Annotated in this window: 15 protein-coding genes; 1 reads left to right on the top strand and 14 read right to left on the bottom strand. The window is 66.5% G+C overall.

Annotated features, from left to right (window positions below; all coding sequences use genetic code 11):
* Positions 1–14: 14 nt before the first annotated feature.
* Positions 15–2,672 (bottom strand): formate dehydrogenase subunit alpha, encoded by a 2,658-nt coding sequence (fdhF, locus tag B9N72_RS10875; protein WP_085276418.1) that lies wholly within the window; start codon positions 2,670–2,672, stop codon positions 15–17.
* Positions 2,660–4,096, bottom strand: coding sequence for a complex I 51 kDa subunit family protein (locus B9N72_RS10870; RefSeq protein WP_143477808.1), 1,437 nt, complete (start codon positions 4,094–4,096; stop codon positions 2,660–2,662). The genes fdhF and B9N72_RS10870 overlap by 13 nt, the downstream gene beginning before the upstream one ends.
* 260 nt (positions 4,097–4,356) lie before the next feature.
* On the opposite strand from B9N72_RS10870, the gene B9N72_RS10865 reads away from it, so the two are divergent.
* Entirely contained in the window at positions 4,357–5,580 is a 1,224-nt protein-coding gene (locus B9N72_RS10865; RefSeq protein WP_200810949.1) for a diphosphate--fructose-6-phosphate 1-phosphotransferase, read from the top strand.
* Positions 5,581–5,859: 279 nt separating this feature from the next.
* Here B9N72_RS10865 and rfbC read toward each other — a convergent pair whose 3' ends face one another.
* From rfbC to B9N72_RS10805, 12 genes are all read right to left on the bottom strand, one after another.
* The gene (rfbC, locus tag B9N72_RS10860) at positions 5,860–6,402 is read right to left on the bottom strand and encodes a dTDP-4-dehydrorhamnose 3,5-epimerase (protein WP_085276417.1); all 543 of its coding nucleotides are present in this window, start codon (positions 6,400–6,402) and stop codon (positions 5,860–5,862) included.
* Positions 6,403–6,615: 213 nt separating this feature from the next.
* Complete coding sequence (gene rfbA / locus B9N72_RS10855; protein WP_085276416.1) at positions 6,616–7,500, bottom strand: glucose-1-phosphate thymidylyltransferase RfbA; 885 nt, start codon at positions 7,498–7,500, stop codon at positions 6,616–6,618.
* A gap of 5 nt (positions 7,501–7,505) precedes the next feature.
* Positions 7,506–8,399 (bottom strand): dTDP-4-dehydrorhamnose reductase, encoded by an 894-nt coding sequence (rfbD, locus tag B9N72_RS10850; RefSeq protein WP_085276415.1) that lies wholly within the window; start codon positions 8,397–8,399, stop codon positions 7,506–7,508.
* Positions 8,399–9,460 carry a dTDP-glucose 4,6-dehydratase gene (gene rfbB, locus B9N72_RS10845; protein ID WP_085276414.1) on the bottom strand — a complete coding sequence of 354 codons (1,062 nt, stop codon included), beginning with the start codon at positions 9,458–9,460 and terminating at the stop codon, positions 8,399–8,401. The genes rfbD and rfbB overlap by 1 nt, the downstream gene beginning before the upstream one ends.
* Positions 9,461–9,629: 169 nt before the next feature.
* A complete protein-coding gene (locus B9N72_RS10840) occupies positions 9,630–9,890 on the bottom strand; it encodes an acyl-CoA-binding protein (protein WP_085276413.1) in 261 nt (86 codons plus the stop codon).
* 101 nt (positions 9,891–9,991) lie between these two features.
* Positions 9,992–10,675, bottom strand: coding sequence for an energy transducer TonB (locus B9N72_RS10835; protein WP_085276412.1), 684 nt, complete (start codon positions 10,673–10,675; stop codon positions 9,992–9,994).
* A 7-nt stretch (positions 10,676–10,682) separates the two neighbouring features.
* Entirely contained in the window at positions 10,683–11,417 is a 735-nt protein-coding gene (locus B9N72_RS10830; RefSeq protein WP_085276411.1) for a DsbC family protein, read from the bottom strand.
* A gap of 16 nt (positions 11,418–11,433) precedes the next feature.
* Positions 11,434–12,594, bottom strand: a complete 1,161-nt coding sequence (locus tag B9N72_RS10825; RefSeq protein ID WP_085276410.1) for a UbiH/UbiF family hydroxylase — start codon at positions 12,592–12,594, stop codon at positions 11,434–11,436.
* Between the two features lie 173 nt (positions 12,595–12,767).
* On the bottom strand, positions 12,768–13,928 hold the full coding sequence (locus tag B9N72_RS10820; protein ID WP_085276409.1) for an FAD-dependent monooxygenase: 1,161 nt from the start codon (positions 13,926–13,928) through the stop codon (positions 12,768–12,770).
* 42 nt (positions 13,929–13,970) lie between these two features.
* On the bottom strand, positions 13,971–15,266 hold the full coding sequence (locus B9N72_RS10815) for an aminopeptidase P N-terminal domain-containing protein (protein WP_085276408.1): 1,296 nt from the start codon (positions 15,264–15,266) through the stop codon (positions 13,971–13,973).
* A 281-nt stretch (positions 15,267–15,547) separates the two neighbouring features.
* On the bottom strand, positions 15,548–15,907 hold the full coding sequence (locus B9N72_RS10810; protein WP_085276407.1) for a VanZ family protein: 360 nt from the start codon (positions 15,905–15,907) through the stop codon (positions 15,548–15,550).
* Positions 15,908–16,208: 301 nt separating this feature from the next.
* Entirely contained in the window at positions 16,209–16,934 is a 726-nt protein-coding gene (locus B9N72_RS10805) for a YebC/PmpR family DNA-binding transcriptional regulator (RefSeq protein ID WP_085276406.1), read from the bottom strand.
* Between the last annotated feature and the right edge of the window lie 57 nt (positions 16,935–16,991).

Raw genomic sequence — 16,991 nt, 5'->3', positions numbered from 1 at the left:
GCCCTCCCTTTCCCTCAGGCCGATGCAGCCGTTACCCGCACCGCGGTCACCTTGTACTCCGGCGCCTGCACCTGCAGGTCGCGAATCGACGAGGTCAGCCGGTTCACCAGCGGTTCGCTGCCGTGGAAGGTGGCGAACACCTGCCCCGGCTGTACCTGCCGGCTGATGCGCAGCGGCAGCACCACCTCGCCGTAGCGGCTGGTCACCCGCACCGGCGTGGCGTCGGCCAGCCCCAGGCGCGTGGCGTCGGCCGGCGCCATGTCCAGCGTGTCGGCCGGGCGCAGCACCGCGTCGGGGGTACGGTTGCTCAGCGTACCGGCGTTGAACTGGTAGAGCGTACGCCCGGTGAGCAGGAGCAGCGGGTAGTCGGCATCGGTCTGTTCCGGTGTCGGCAGGTAGGCAATGGCTGCCAGCGTGGCGCGCTGGCCGACCGGGAAGCTCGACTGATACAGCACCGGGGTGCCCGGATGCTGCTCGTCTGGGCAGGGCCAGTGCAGGCTTTCGTGTTCCAGGCGGGCGTAACTGAGCCCGGCACCCTCCGGCCACAACGCACGCACCTCGTCCCAGATCGCCTGCGGACCGGCAAAATCGAACCCCTCGGCCCGCCCCAGCCGCGCCGCCAGCTGCTGGATGATCCACCAGTCGGGCCGTGCCTCCCCCGGTGCAGGCACGACCTGGCGGATGCGCTGCACGCGCCGGTCCGAATTCATGAAGGTACCGTCACGCTCGAGGAACGACGCCGCCGGCAGAAACACGCTGCCGAAGGCCTTGGCGGTTTCGTTGAGGAACAGGTCCTGCACGATCACCAGCTCCAGCTCGGACAGCGCCCGGGTCGTCTCGGCGACGTTGGCCAGCGACAGGTAGATGTCGTAGCCGAAGGCCCAGATCGCCTTCAGCTCCCCGGCGGCGGCGGCGTCCACCATCTGCAGCAGGTTGCGGCCATGGCGTTCCGGCAGCGGGGCACCCCATGCCGAGGCGCACCGCGCCCCGGCCTCCTTGAACGACTGCCCGCCGGGCAGCGTCGCCGGGTCGCAGCCCATGTGCGCCGCCCCCTGCACATTGTTCTGCCCGCGCAGGGGGTTGATGCCGGCGCCGGGCCGACCCAGGTTGCCGGTGAGCAGTGCCAGGTTGATCAGCGTCATCACGCCCTCGGTGCCCTGCAGGTGCTCGGTCACACCCAGACCATGCAGGCACATCGACGGGCGGCCGGCCGCGTAGAGCCGGGCGGCGGCACGGATGTCGGCGGCGCTCACGCCACACTCCATCGCCACCCGCTCCGGGGCATAGTCGACGATGAAATCGGCAAACTCGTCGAGCCCGGCGACCCGCTCGCCGATGAAGGCATGGTCGAGCAGGTCTTCCTCGATCAGGGTCGCCGCCATGGCGTTGAACAGCGGCACATTGCAACCCGGTCGCGGCGCCAGGTGCACGTCGGCCAGCCCGGCCAGTTCGGTGCGGCGCGGGTCGATCACCACCAGTCTGGCGCCGTTCAGCACCGCCTGCTTGATGCGCGCCCCCACCACCGGGTGGTTCTCGGTCGGGTTGGCGCCGCAGATCAGGAACGCCCCGGCCAGCTCGATATCGTCGAAGCCATTGCTCGCCGCACCGGTGCCGAGCATGGTCTTCAAGGCCTTGGCGCTGGGGGTGTGGCAGACGCGTGCGCAGCAGTCGATGTTGTTGGTGCCGAGCACCACCCGGGCGAATTTCTGCGCTAGGTAATTCTCTTCGTTGGTGGCGCGCGCCGAACCCAGCACGCCAATGGCGTCCGCACCATGCGCGGCGACAATGGCGCGCAGCTTGGCGGCGGTGAAGTCGAGCGCCTCGTCCCAGCTCACCCGGCGCCATCCCTCACCGTCGCGGATCATCGGCCAGGCGATGCGTTCGGGCGAGTGGTTGAATTCGAAGGCGTAGCGGCCCTTGACGCACAGGTGGCCGCGGTTGACCGGGCTCGCCGCCGGGCGCACCGCCACCACCCGCGCGCCGCGACGGCCCACCTCCATCTGGCAGCCCACCGCGCAGTAGACGCAGGTGGTGCGCGTCCAGCCCTCCACCTCCACCGTCACGCGCTTGTCGTAAAGCGCCCCGCTCGGGCAGCTGTCGACGCAGGCGCCGCAGCTGACGCAGCCCCCTTCCAGCAGGGTGGCACCGTGCGCCGGGGCGATGCGCAGCGCCGCACCGCGCTGCCACGCCTCCCACACGAACTGCCCTTGCAGCTGCTCGCAGATGCGCACGCAGCGCTGGCAGTCGATACAGCGCGTCATGTCGACGCCGATATAGGGGTGCGTGTCGTCGAGAAACAGGCCATCGCGCAGCTGCCCGCCCGGCTCCACGTCATAGGCCGCAAACAGCCGATGCAGCGGGTGCTGCGGTTCGGCCTCCATGGCCGCCGGCGGATAGCTTTCGGCCAACAGCTGCAAGTGGGTACGGCGCAAGGCGCGCAGGGCTGGCGTGTCGGTGCGGATCACCATGCCGTCCTCGGCCTGGCAGGCGCAGCTCGCCACCGGCCGCGGCTCGCCGTCGACCTCCACCAGGCACAGCCGGCAGCCGCCGTGCGGCGTGAGCCGCAGGTCGTGGCACAGATGCGGCACCTCGGCGCCGGCCTGCAACAACACGTCGAGCAGCCGGCCCGGCGCGGCGCTCTGGACGATGCCGTCGATGGTCAGCTGAAGCATGCCTTCCACTCCTCGGGAAAATGGGTCTGGACGGCCCGGGCGAACTCGGCCAGACCGCGCCCGTGCCCGCACAGGCTGGCGGCGCCGAGCGCGTCGAGCAGATCGGCACAACGCCCCGGCTCGATGCGCCCTCCCTCCATCGCCGCCTCGAACATCGCCGCCAGCTGCGGCGTGCCGCGCTGGCACGGGGTGCATTTGCCGCACGATTCGCTGGCGCCAAAGCGAAACACCTCGGCCAGGATGGCGGCGAGCGGGGTATCGTCGGCAAAGGCGATCACCCCGCCGTGCCCCACGGCACACCCGATGGCCTGCATCTCCTCGTAGCCCAGCGGGGTATCGAGCAGGCGCGGCGGCACGATGCCGGCCAGCGGTCCGCCCACCATGACCCCCTTGAGGCGGCCGCGGCGCAATCCGCCACCCAGTTTGTCGACCACCTCGAACAAGGGCAGCCCGAACTCGACCTCGTACAGCCCCGGCCGGCTGAACAGCGAATTGAGCGACAACAGCTTGGTGCCGCGGCTCGACGAGAAGCCGAGCGCGGCGTAGGCAACGGCGCCGTGCTCGACGATCCACGGCAGCGCGCACAGGGTCTCGACGTTGTGCAGCAGCGTCGGTGCGCCGAACAGACCGTATTCGCTGATCTGCGGCGGCCGCAGCCGCACCTCGGGGCGGCGCCCTTCCAGCGCGTTGAGCAGCGCGGTCTCCTCGCCGCACAGGTAGCTGCCCGCCCCGATCACCAGCTCGACGTCGAAGCGCTCCCCCAGCCAGCCAGCCCGGCGCGCCTGCTCGATGGCGTCGGCCAACCTCGCCCCCGCCAGCGGATACTCCTTGCGCAGATAGATATAGCCCTGCCCGGCACCCACGCCATGGGCGGCGATGATCATCGCCTCGAGCACACGGAAAGGATCGTCCTCCAGCAGGAAACGGTCGGAGAAGGCGCCGGGGTCGCCCTCGTCGGCGTTGACCACCAGATACTTGCGATCGGCCGGCTGCGCCGCCACTGCCTGCCATTTCTTCCCCGCCGGGAAGCCGGCGCCGCCGCGGCCGCGCAGTCCGGACATCTCCACGGCGCGCCGCAGTTCCTCCGGCGCCATGGCCATGGCACGCTGCCGCGCCGTCCCGCCACCGCGCGTGACGTAGTCGGCCAGGCGGTGTACCCCTCCCGTCAGCACGTTGCCGAGCAACACCGCCTGACGGCTGTGCACCTCGATGTGCGGACGCGGATCGTGGTCGGCCGCGCTGGGGCCGGCGTAACACTTGCCGAGACAATACAGAGAAGACCTGTCGCGCTCTGCCGCCGACCAGCGCACCGGTGCATCGGCGCGTGCGGCAAAGCAGGCCAGCCCACGGCAGCAACGCCCAGCCAGCGGCTCGGCAAGATGGTAGAAGGTATGGGCGGCAAGGTGTCGGGGCAGCACGCGCACGTAAAATCCCCCTATGCATAGGGTTTAACTCTTTCACTGTAGTCAAGCGGCGCGACCACAACCGGTATCAGATCAAACACGGAACAAATAAGCATCTGCGCCTGACGGTCGCAACATCCGGAGACAACAGCGGAAGAGCGGTACGGCTTTGTTATAGTGGTAATTAAAGAGGTGGTACCCGCCGCCTCGGAAGTGCACCCGGTGCAGGACCGCTCCTGTCGCGGCCATCGCACCAGGCCCACGTCGCTCGGGAGCCTGCCTTGACTTCACCGCGTGTGCTGTATCTGCAATCAGGAGGGCCGACGGCGGTAGTCAACGCCTCGGCCCAGGGCGTGATCGAAGCGGCCCGGCACGCCGGCGTGTCGCTATGTGCCGCCCGGCACGGCCTGACCGGGCTGCGCCAGGGCGAACTGCTCGACCTGGACACGGTACCGCAACGGCAATGGCAACAGCTCTCCACCCTGCCCGGCACCTGCTTCGGCTCCAGCCGCGAGATGCTGCCGCCGTACGACTCGGCACCGGAGACCTGGCATCAGCTGCGCGCCGTCCTGCGCGGGGCAGGCATCGGCACGGTGTTGCTCAACGGCGGCAACGGCTCGATGACCACCGCGCTGCGACTCACCGAATTCGGCCAGCGCCTGGGTTACCCGCTCCGGGTCATCGGCATCCCCAAGACCATCGACAACGACCTTGTCGCGACCCATTTCAGCCCCGGCTACCCCTCGGCAGCCAAGTATCTGGCCGCCTCGGTACGCGAGTTGGCGCTGGACGTATCGAGCCTCGGGCCGGGACGGGTGATGCTGCTGGAAACCATGGGCCGCAACGCCGGCTGGCTCGCCGCCGGCTGCGCCGCCGCGACCCGCCACCCGGGCGACGCCCCCCACCTGCTGTTGCTGCCCGAAGTGCCGTATCAGCCGGAACGCCTGCTCGATGCCCTCGACACCTGCCTGCGGCAGCACGGCCACGCCGTGGTGGTGGTCGCCGAAGGAGTGCGCGACGACAACGGCGTGCTGCTGGCCGAACAGCCTTACACCCCCGGCTCCGCGTTCCAGCAACTGGGTGGCGCCGCGCAGCGCGTGGCGTCCTACCTGACGCAGCAGCGCGGCCTGCACGTCCATGCCGCGGTGGCGGATTGCCTGCAACGCACAGCGCGCCATCTCGTTTCGGCGCTCGATCTCAGGCTGGCACAAGCAGCCGGACGCACGGCGCTGGAATGGGCATTGCAGGAACAAAGCGGGGTGATGGTGGGGTTGCGTCCGGCACAAGGGAAAGAGCACTGGGAAATGGCCGCGGTGGCGCTCGCCGACGTGGCCGACGCCGAACGCCGGCTACCCGCCTCGTACATCGGCGCGGACGGTTTCTCGGTGAGCCCTGACTTTCTCGACTACCTGCGCCCCCTGTTGCAGGGGGAGGACTGGCCCCCCTTTGCCGACGGTCTGCCGAGCTACCCGTCGTTGCAGTGGCCAGTACTACGCTGGCGATGAGCGGCCCCCAATGGAACTCCGGTTTCCTCGAAGGGAAACGGCAGACATGATAAGCGCCCCTCCAGTCTCGGCACCGATCTAGCTGCTCACACCGCTACAATCAATCCGACCACCTTGGGGCGCACTTTCACTATAGCCCTCGCCTCGCAGAATACAAGGCAAAGTCCTCGCAAGAGCGTCATTCCCGCCAGCCTGGCAACACTGCCCCGAAGCAGGCCAGAGCACCAATTCCAGAAAGACTATGGGCCGCTGCCCATGCAGCCGATAGCGCACACAGTGTCAGAACATCGGCGCGTCGGCGAAATTCAGACCTTGCCGGTCCTTGTCCGACAATACAGGTGGCTGCGCCAGCGGCCAGTCGATCCCCAGTGCCGGATCGTCCCAGCGGATGCAATACTCGTCCCCGGCATGCCAGTAGTCACTGACCTTGTAGCAGAACTCGGCGCCGTCCTGCAAAGCCAGAAAGCCGTGCGCGAACCCTTCGGGAATCCACAACTGGCGCCGGTTCTCGGCTGACAGCGTCACCCCGTGCCACTGCCCGAAGCAGGGCGAAGCACGCCGCAAATCCACCGCCACGTCCCATACCGCGCCTTGCGTCACCTGCACCAGTTTGCCCTGCGGATGGGTGTGCTGGTAATGCAGGCCACGCAGCACATTCGGCCGGGAGTGCGAACGGTTATCCTGCACGAAGCTCACCTCGCGCCCGATCAGCGCGGCAAAGCGGCGTGCATTGAAGGTCTCGCAGAACTCGCCGCGCTCGTCGGCAAACACCACCGGCTCTAGCAGCAGCAGACCGTTGAGCGCGGTCTCGATGATTTTCATTTTTTGCCCCAGAGCGTGTGAAAGAAATCGTTGCGAGCGGCCCTCGGCGGGGTAAAGAGCAGCACAGAAACCGGAATGTACACGGAGTACATGAGGATTTCTAATCGCTGAGCGAAGCTCTGCGTGCACATCGTTGATGTGCCCAGCGAAAGATTCGCACGCAGTGCGTATGAACCCCGATCAGGGATGCGCAGCAGATTTATTCACAAACACTCAGAAGATGCGTTCGTTGAGCAAGGACAGCAGGTACTGGCCGTAGCCGTTCTTCTTCATCGGCTGAGCCAGACGGATCAACTGCTCATCATCGATGAAGCCGCTGCGCCAGGCCACCTCCTCCGGGCTGCCGATCTTCAGCCCCTGGCGCCGCTCCAGCGTCGAGATGAACTGGCTGGCTTCCAGCAGCGATTCGTGGGTGCCGGTGTCGAGCCAGGCATAGCCCCGTCCCATCACCTGCACGTCCAGCTGCCCTGCCGCGAGATAGCGGCGGTTGATGTCAGTGATTTCCAGTTCGCCACGGGCCGACGGACGCAGCTCGCGCGCGAAGTCGACCACCTGGCCGTCATAGAAATAGAGCCCTGTCACCGCATAGCGCGACTTCGGCTGCGTCGGCTTCTCTTCCAGGCTGACGACATGACCCGCCTGGTCGAACTCCACCACGCCGTAGCGCTCCGGGTCGTGCACCGGGTAGGCGAACACCGTGGCGCCGCTCGCACCCTCCGCCGCCTGTTTCATCTTGCCGACCAGGTCGTGGCCGAAGAACAGGTTGTCCCCCAGCACCAATGCCGACGGCTGCCTCGCCAGGAACGACTCGCCGATCAGAAAAGCCTGTGCGATGCCGTCCGGCGTGGGCTGCACCGCGTAGCCGAGGTTCATGCCCCACTGGCTGCCATCCCCCAAGAGCTGCTGGAAACGCGGCGTATCCTGCGGCGTCGAGATGATCAGCACGTCGCGGATGCCCGCCAGCATCAGGGTGCTGAGCGGGTAGTAGATCATCGGCTTGTCGAACACCGGCAGCAGCTGCTTGGAGACGCCGAGGGTGACCGGATAGAGCCGGGAGCCGGAGCCCCCGGCAAGAATGATGCCCTTGCGTTGAGCCATGAGAATTACCCCTTCTGGATGGCAAGCTGCTGCAGCACCAGCTGCAGATGATGCCGCCAGTCGGGCAGTACGATGCCCAGGGCGGCGCGCAGCTTGTGCGTGTCGAGCCGGGAATTGGCCGGGCGCGCGGCCGCCGCCGGATAGTCTACGGCAGGAATGGCCTGAATCGCTTCCGGCCTCAGCACCAACCCTCCCCCGACATCCTGAACCAGCCCGACGATCTCGCGGGCGAAGCCGTGCCACGAGGTCTCGCCCGCGGCCGCCAGATGATAGAGGCCGTAGGGCAACACCCGCCCCTCGCGCAGCCGCGCCACCAGTTGCGCGCTGACGTCGGCGATCAGCATCGCCGAGGTCGGCGCCCCGACCTGGTCGTGCACCACATTCAGCGTGTCACGCTGGGCGGCCAGACGCAGGATGGTCTTGACGAAGTTGCCGCCGACGCTGCCGTAGACCCAACTGGTACGCAGCACGTAGTGACGCGAACAATCGTTCATCACCGCCAGCTCGCCATCGCGCTTGGTACGGCCATACACACTCAAGGGCCTGGTGACATCGCTCTCCCGGTAGGGCGCCGTCCCCGTACCGTCGAACACGTAATCGGTGGAAAAATGCAGCAGCGTGGCACCCAGTCGTTCGGCCAGGCGCGCAAGCTCGGCCGGCGCCTCGGCATTCACCCGCTCCGCCAGCTCCGGCTCGGCCTCGGCGCGGTCGACCGCGGTGTAGGCGGCGGCGTTGACGATCAGGTCGGGGGCAAACTCGAGCACCGGCTGCATCAGCAGCTCCGGCCTCGACAAATCCAGAACCTCACGCCCTGGCGCCCATAGCTTGCCGTAGAGCGCCAGGCTGCGACGCAGTTCGAAACCCAGCTGGCCGCTGCCGCCGGTCAACAGGATACGCATCAGGCAGCTCCGTAGTGCATGTCGATCCAGTCGCGATATGCCCCACTTTTCACCGCCGCCACCCACTCCGGGTTAGCCAGATACCAGGCGACAGTGCGCTCGATCCCGCTGGCGAAGGTCTCGCGTGGCTCCCAGCCCAGTTCGCGGCGCATCTTGCCCGCATCGATGGCGTAGCGTCGGTCGTGTCCGGGGCGGTCGGCGACGAAGGCGATCTGCTGCCGGTAAGATACCCCGTCGGCGCGCGGGCGACAGGCATCGAGCGTGGCGCACAGCGTGTCGACCGCCTCCAGGTTGGTCTTCTCGCAGGCCCCGCCAATGGCGTACACCTCGCCCGGCCGACCGCGTTCGAGGACGGCCATAAGCGCACGGCAGTGGTCCTCGACGTAGAGCCAGTCGCGAATCTGTCGACCGTCGCCGTACACCGGCAAGGGCTGGCCGTCGAGTGCGCGGTCTATCATCAGCGGGATCAGTTTTTCCGGAAACTGATACGGCCCGTAATTGTTCGAGCAGTTGCCGGTCAGCACCGGCAGGCCGTAGGTATGGTGCCAGGCGCGCACCAGGTGATCCGAGGCCGCCTTGGATGCGGCGTAGGGGCTGTTCGGGGCGTACGGCGTCGTCTCGCAGAACGGCGCATCGCGCTCCCCCAGCGAACCGAACACTTCGTCGGTGGAAACGTGCAGAAAACGGAACGCCGCCCGGTCCCCGGCGGGCAATCCCGACCAGTAGGCGGTGGCCGCCTGCAACAGGCGGAAGGTGCCGTCGATATTCGTTTCGACGAACACCGCCGGACCATGGATCGAGCGGTCGACGTGGCTTTCGGCGGCAAAGTTGAGGATGGCGCGCGGGCGGTGTTCCGCCAGCAGCCGCTCCAGCAGCGCCGCATCGCCGATATCACCGCGCACCAGCTCGACCCGGCCCTCCTCGAGGTAAGGCTGCAAGTTGGCGGCGTTGCCGGAATAGGTCAGCTTGTCGAGCACCAACACCGGCTCATCACGCTGCTCCAGCCACAGCCTGACAAAATTGGCCCCGATGAAGCCGGCCCCACCCGTCACCAGAATCATCGCTTCTTCTCCCCCTCTCGTGCAGCACGCCGCCTTGACAGCGCACCGTATCATTCCAGCCGGCTATTCTAGCCGTTCTGGCACGAGGGCACGAAAAAACCGGTGGGGTTGCCACCGGTCGTTCATGGCTCCGATCGGCCCGGGCCGTGCCATCGCAATAACGTGGCGACTACTCGTTCATCAGCTTGTTGACCACGTCCACGTAACCCTGCATTGCCTGTTCGGCGCTCATGCCCTTGATCTTGTCCCAGGCATCGTACTTGGCGCGGTTGATGAAATCCATCATGCCCGGCCGCTCGCCCTGGACATCGCCTTCGGTCGCCTGCTTGAACAGCGAATAGAGTTGCAGCAGGGTCTGGTTGTCCGGCCGCTCGGCCAGGGTTTTCACATCGGCCTGGGCCTGGGCGAACAACGTTTGCAGATCTGACATGTTCATTCCTCTGAGTGATTGGGAGCCTGCCTCCCGTTGCGCGTGGATGCCGGTTGCCCAGCTCAGTCGAGCCTTACTCTAGCACAAATAAAACAATCGTTTTAATTTTGCATGCGCACCTCGATGCGCTTGTAGCTCTTTACCGCCACCCCGTGCCGGCGCGCCGGGGCGAAGCGGGCCGAGAGGAAGACACGGCGGGCCTCGTGCTCGAGAACCCCGGAGGAGTCGGGCTGCTCGGCTACCACGGCGTCGACACCGCCTCGTTCATTGATGTAGACCCTCAGCATCACGCGCAACTCGCCGGCGGGGGCCTGCGGCGGCAAGGCAAGCTCGATCGGCTGCAGCGGCACCGCCAGCACATCGAGCGCCGCAGCGGGGAAATAACCCTCCTCGTCGCCCCCGGTCGGCTCGGTAGCCTGTATCGCCGCAACCGGAACGGATGTTTCCGCAGGCATGGCCTGCGGTGTGCTGGCCGCCGACGAGGATGCCTCCTCGCGGATCGGAGGCAAAACAGGATCAAGCGCCTCACTCGCGGGCAGCAAGGGGGGAACGGCAGCGCGCGCGGGGTGATCCTGGCCGCCCCCCCGGGAGGGTTGCAGCATCACGCTGAGCATGCCCGGCCCCGACGCGGCCCTGGGCGGAGAACCCGGCAGCAGCATGGCACTGGCGTGCAAGCCCAGCGACAAGCTCAGCGCCAGCGCCAGCCGCTCGCCGATGGACAGGTGCCGATACCAGCAAGCCAGCCTCCTGTCCGCGTCGAAACCGCGCCCCGCTGCCGAGCACATGGAGGGGTTACTGGGCGCTCAGGTATTTCTCGAATTCGGCCGAGGGAATCGCTCCGGATACCATGCGGCCATTGCCGAACACCATGGTGGGCGTACCGTTGATGCCAAGCTTCGCCCCCAGCGCCTGGTTCTGTTCCAGCGCGCTGGTATCGCAGTTATCCGGACCGCTCAACTCGGTCCCTTGACGCATGTGCGCGGTCCAGCTGCCAACGCGGTCCTTGCTGCACCAGATCTGACGCGACTTGCGCATGGCGTCGGGGTGCAGCTGGGTCAGCGGGTAGAGGAAGGTGTAAATGGTGACATTGTTCACGTCCTTCAGCGTTTCGCGCTCCAGTTTCTTGCAGAACGGACAATCCGGGTCGGAGAAAATCGCCACCTTGCGCGCGCCGCTGCCGCGCACTTCTTTCATCGCCGCCGCCAGCGGCAAATCCTTCCACGCCACCTTGGAGAGTTCGGCCACGCGCTTCTCGGTCAGGCTCTCGCGCTTTTCCGCGTCGATCAGATCGCCGACGAAGAGGTGCTTGACGCCGGCGTCGACGTAGACGATCTGACGGCCCGGCAGCACCACCTCGTAGATACCGCTTACCGGCGTCGGGCTGACGCTTTCCACCTTGCGGTCCGGAAAGCGGGTAGCGAAAGCCTTCTTCACCTCGGCCACGTCCGGATCGGAGGCCTTGGCTACGCAGGCAGCCGACGACAGCAGCAGTGCTGCCAGCGCCAGTTTTTTCAGGGTTGCATTCATGCGTAATTTTCCTTGTTCAGAAACCGATGGCATGGCGGGCGAATTGCCGCTTCAGCGGGGTCAGTCGGTTGGTCAGGCTAAGCCCGGCGTTGCGCAGCCACGGCAAGCCCGGCAGCTGGTGCTGATGGAACAGCGCGAACAGCGCATCGCAGGTGGTCTGCATCGTCACTACCGCCTCCTTGCGCTGCCGTGCGAAGCGCCGCAGCAACAACCAGTCGCCCGGATCGCGATGATCCTGCAGCAACGCCGCCAGCGTGGCCGCATCCTGGAACCCCAGGTTGACCCCCTGTCCGGCCAACGGATGCACCGTATGCGCCGCGTCGCCCACCAGTGCCACCCGCTCTTTCACAGTACTTTGCGGGCGAATCAAGCGCAATGGAAAGGCCGCCGCCGGAGTGATCACGCTCAAACCGCCCAAGGCGTAGTCACCCGTGGCAGCCACGGTTTCGGCCAGGGTTTCGGCATCGAGTTCCAACAAAGATTCCGGTTCCGGCGTCGACCACACCATCGACATGCGCTGGCCGGCCATCGGCAACCATGCCAGGATGCCGTCGCCGAGGAACCACTGCCGCGCCACGTTGCCGTGCGGCCGTTCACAGTCGAAATTGGCCACCACGCCGGACTGGCCGTAGGGCTTGACGCTGGCCTCCAGGCCGAGCTGGCCGCGCACCCAGGAGTTGGCCCCGTCGGCGCCGACCAGCAGCGCCGCGGTCAGCTCGCGGCCGTCGTCGAGCGTCAGGCAAGCCTGACGCGCCGAGGTGGAGAGCGCGCTCGGGCGTACCCCGGTCAGCAAGGTGATGTCGCAATGCTCCAGCCGCCGCCACAGCGCCGCCAGCATCCAGCGGTTCTCGGCGATCCAGGCCAGCGCCTCGGCATTGGCGTCGCTGGCGGCAAACTCGATACGGCCGCCGCGGTCGCCGCGCACGTCCATGCTGGCGATGGTGCCGATGCGCTCCATGCCGGGCCACGCCCCCAGGCTTTCCAGAAAGCGGCGGTTGGCCGGGCTGACGGCGTAGACCCGCGCATCCCAGCCCTGGTACAGGTCGTCGAAACGGGCGGCCTGCCCTTCCAGCAAGGCCACGCGCCGGCCGGCCTCGGCCAGTGCCAGCGCCAGGCTGGCCCCGACCAGACCGCCGCCGACCACGATGACGTCGAAATCGTTTTGTCTCGTATTCATTACTTAGCGAGTCCTTTAGACCTCACGGTGCGGGTGAAAGAAATCGTCCCGCGAGGATTCCCTGCGATCATCGCCGCGCCACGCGGCCCGTTCGAGAAGCGCCGCCGTACACGTGGTACGGCGAGCATCACAGGACGGGGAAGGGGGCGCGCCGCCGATTCATTCACCAGTCCTCACACACCGAATACCAGGTGACCGGCAAAGGCGCGGCGCAGCGGTGGCAGCACGTCGAGTGCCATCATGCCGGCGCCGCGCACGGTTTTGACCAGCGGCGAATGGCCGTCGAACAGGCGGATCAGTCCATGGGTGAAGCCAACCACGGCGTGGCTGTCGAGCTTGCGCGCGCCGGCGAAGACGGCAAGGGCCCGGGCGTCGCCCGGATCGGCCACCCCCTCCAAGGCGTCGGCAAGGCCGGCCGCGTCGCGCAGCCCCAGATTGAGCCCCTGCGCCGCTACCGGATGCATGGTCTGAGCGGCGTTGCCGATCAGCGCCACGCGCCCGCTGACCAGCCGGTTGGCCTGCTTGAGCGCAAGCGGGAACACCGCGCGCGGTCCCGCCGTGAGAATCCGCCCCTGGCGTTCGCCGAAGGCCTGCTGCAACTCGGCGATCAGCACGCTGTCGTCGCTATCACGCAATCGGACGGCGTCGTCGGCGCTGCGCGTCCACACCAGCATGAAACCGTCGCCGTGCGGCAGCAGCGCCAGCGGGCCTTGCGCGGCAAAACGCTCGTAGGCCACGCCCTGCGGCGGCCGTTCGGTGGTGATCGGCGCCAGTACCGCGCATTGGCGGTAATCGTGGCTCAGACGCTTGACGCCGGGCAGGGTCCCGGCGAGCTCGCCCCCTTCGGCCAGCACCACCAGCCGCGCGGTCAGCATGCCCGGCCCCTCGGGGGTGGTCACGATCAATCGTGCGTAATGCGGCAGGGATTTCACCGACTCCACCCGGCTCTGCCACAACACCATGACCCCGGCACGCTCCAACGCGGCATTGAGCGATGCAGTCAGCACCGGATAGTCGACCACCACCCCCAGGTGCGGCAGCGCCAGGTCGGCGCGGTCGAGCACGGTACGGCCGCAGCTGCCCTGCTGCGACACGTGCACGGTGTCGATCGCCGTAGCGGCCAGTTCGTCCGGCCAACCGCCGGCGTCACGCAGCATCTGGCGGCTGGCCCAGGACAGCGCCAGCGCGCGCGCGTCGCGGATCGGCGCCTCCTTGGCGCGCGCCTCCACCAGCAGCACGCGCCGCCCGGCGCAGGCAAAGCGCAGGGCAGCCAGGGCGCCGACCGGGCCGCCACCGACGATCACGATATCGGCGTGTTCAGGATTTACTGTCATAGCTTCGTTGCTTCACCAGAGTCTTTCTGCCGATGCCGCAGCTCATTGCGCGCGCATCAGGTCCTCGATTTCCTGCACGCCCTTGGGCACCGCCGCGGTGTACACCTCGCGGCCGGTTTCGGTCACCAGCACGTCATCCTCGATGCGGATGCCGATATTGTGGAACGCCGCCGGCACATTGTCGGCCGGACGGATGTAGAGACCCGGCTCGATGGTGGTGCACATGCCCGGCTGGTAGCTCCGCCACTCGCCGCCCTGCTTGCGCTGGCCGACATCGTGCACGTCGAGTCCGATCATATGGCCGATGCTGTGCATGTAGAACTGGCGGTAGGCGCCGGATTCGATCACACCATCCAGCGTGCCTTGCAGCAGCTTCAGGTCGAGCATGCCGCGTACCAGCACCTGCAACGCGGCGTCGCCGGGGGCCGTCCACACCGCGCCGGGCTTGACCGCGTCGATGCCCGCCAGCTCGGCGGCCAGCACCACTTCGTACAAATCGCGCTGCGGGCCGCTGAAGCGGCCGTTGACCGGGAAAGTTCGGGTGATGTCCGCGGCATAGCCGTTCAGCTCGCAACCGGCGTCGATCAGCAGCAGCTCGCCATCGTTGAGCCGGCCGTCGTTGCCGACGTAATGCAGCGTGCAGGCATTGGCGCCGCCGGCGACGATGCTCTCGTAGGCAGGAAAGCGCGCGCCGTGGCTGACGAAGGTGTGCAGCAGTTCGGCTTCGACCTGGTATTCGTAGCGTCCGGGGCGGGTGAACTGCATGGCGCGCACGTGCGCCTCAGCCGAAATCTGTCCGGCGCGGCGCAGCGTGGCAATCTCGCCAGGGTCTTTGATCATGCGCATTTCGTCGAGCGGCACCAGCAGGTCGCCGAAACGCGGGGGAGCCTGTTCCCCGGTGCGGAAGCGGGCGCGCACGGCATTGAGCCAGCCCGCTACCTGCTGGTCGAACGCCGGGCTTCGGCCAACGTTCCACCATAATTGCAGCTGCCCCGAGAGCAGGTCCGGCAGTCGCTGATCGAGTTCGGAAACAGGGTAGGCCTCGTCGAAGCCGAACTGTTCCTTCGCCCCCTCCGGACCGTGACGGAAACCGTCCCAGATTTCCCGCTCCAGGTTCTTTTCACGGCAGAACAGGATGGACTTGCCGGCGCAGGCATCGAGCACCAGCACGGCGCCCGGCTCGGCAAAACCGGAGAGATAGAGGAAATGGCTGTCGGGCCGGTATGGGTAATGGGTATCCGCGTTGCGGATGGCTTCGGGCGCGGTGGGCAGGATCGCCATCCCCTCCCCGATCTGGCTCATCAGGCGCTGGCGGCGGGCGACATGGGTCTGGGTCATGGTGTCATCTTTCTCCCCGGGATGGCCGTGGGACGTCGGATAGCAGCCGGGCAAGAGCCTGTTTCAGGAGGCGAGCGAGCCAAGGCAGGTTGAGTGCTGCCGGAGCACAGGAACCGGAATGTACACGAAGTACATGAGGATTCCTGATCGCTGAGCGAATTACTGCGTGCAAATCTTCGATTTGCTCAGCGATAAATTCGCACGCAGTCCGCCGGCACTCAAGATGCGAAGGCGCAGCCGCCTGATGAAATAGGCTCCAAACCGGCAAAATGACACTTAGTTTACACCGCCTTGCCGGCTGGCGCGACGAAGCGGGCCAGTCTCGCCAGCACCAGCGAGGCCCCCAGGACATCGGCCAGAACATCCAGCCATTCCGCCGCGCGATCGACGGTCAGCCAGGCCTGCAGCCCTTCCGACAAGCCGGCCCACAACACGCAGCAGAGCCAAGCCGTCAACCGTGGCCGGGCCACGCCGCCACGGCGCAAACCCCAGCCCAACAGCGCGGCCTGCACACCGAACAGCACGAAATGGCCGATCTTGTCGAAATACGGAAGCGCCGACGGCTCGCCCCCTGGCTTCAGCAGCAGCCACAGCGACAGCCCCCACCACAACAGGGGCGGCAGCAGCGCACGGCAAGGCATCGGAGGCTCCTTCAAGCAAAAAGGCCCACCATTATGGTAGGCCTTGGTGAGCGAACACCTGACAGGCTCATAGCCTGTTTCAGTAGGCGAGCGAGCCAAAGCAGGTTGAGGACCGCCAGCGCACAGGAACCGGAATGGACACAGAGTCCATGAGGATTCCTGATCGCTGAGCGAATCCCCGCGTACCAACCTATCGCTGGGCAAATCAAAGATTTGCCAGCGATAGGCCCAGCGATGGATTCGCACGCAGTACTGCCAGCGCTCAAGATGCGAAGGCGCAGCCGGCTAATGAAATAGGATATCAGTCGCCGATTACGGCAGAGGTGTAAACCTCCTGCACGTCGTCCAGATCTTCCAGCGCATCGAGCAGCTTCTGCATGCGCTCGGCGTCTTCCCCTTCGAGCTCGGTTTCGTTCAGCGCGCGCATGGTCACTTCGCCCATTTCCGCCTTGAAACCAGCCGACTCCAGCGCCGCCCTGACTTCAGTGAACTCGTACGGCGCGGTGATCACTTCGATCGAACCGTCGTCGTTGGTCACCACATCTTCGGCACCGGATTCCAGCGCCGCTTCCATCAGCGCGTCCTCGTCCACGCCCGGCGCAAACACCAGGTAGCCGCAGTGCTTGAACTGGAACGCCACGCAGCCGTCGGTGCCCATGTTGCCGCCGTACTTGCTGAAGGCGTGGCGCACGTCGGCCACGGTACGGGTCTTGTTGTCGGTCATGCAATCGACCATCACGGCCGCACCGCCGATGCCGTAGCCCTCGTAGCGGATTTCCACGTAGTCGACGCCTTCCAGCGTGCCGGCGCCACGGTCGATGGCGCGCTGCACGTTGTCTTTCGGCATGTTGGCGCCCCAGGCCTTGTCGACCGCCAGACGCAGACGCGGGTTGGTGTCGATATCGCCGCCGCCAAGACGGGCGGCAACGGTAATTTCCTTGATCAGTCGGGTAAAGATCTTGCCGCGCTTGGCGTCCGCGCGTTCTTTCTTATGCTTGATGTTCGCCCATTTGCTGTGGCCAGCCATAGTCGCCTCAGTCAGTAATAAAGGCCGCAACGCGGCCGGGTTGAGTCCGATGAAATC

The organism is Pseudogulbenkiania subflava DSM 22618, from assembly GCF_900177275.1.
Classification (GTDB): Bacteria; Pseudomonadota; Gammaproteobacteria; order Burkholderiales; family Chromobacteriaceae; genus Pseudogulbenkiania; species Pseudogulbenkiania subflava.
The sequence above is the reverse complement of the archived record's forward strand: the minus strand, read 5'-3'. Positions and strand labels throughout refer to the sequence as shown.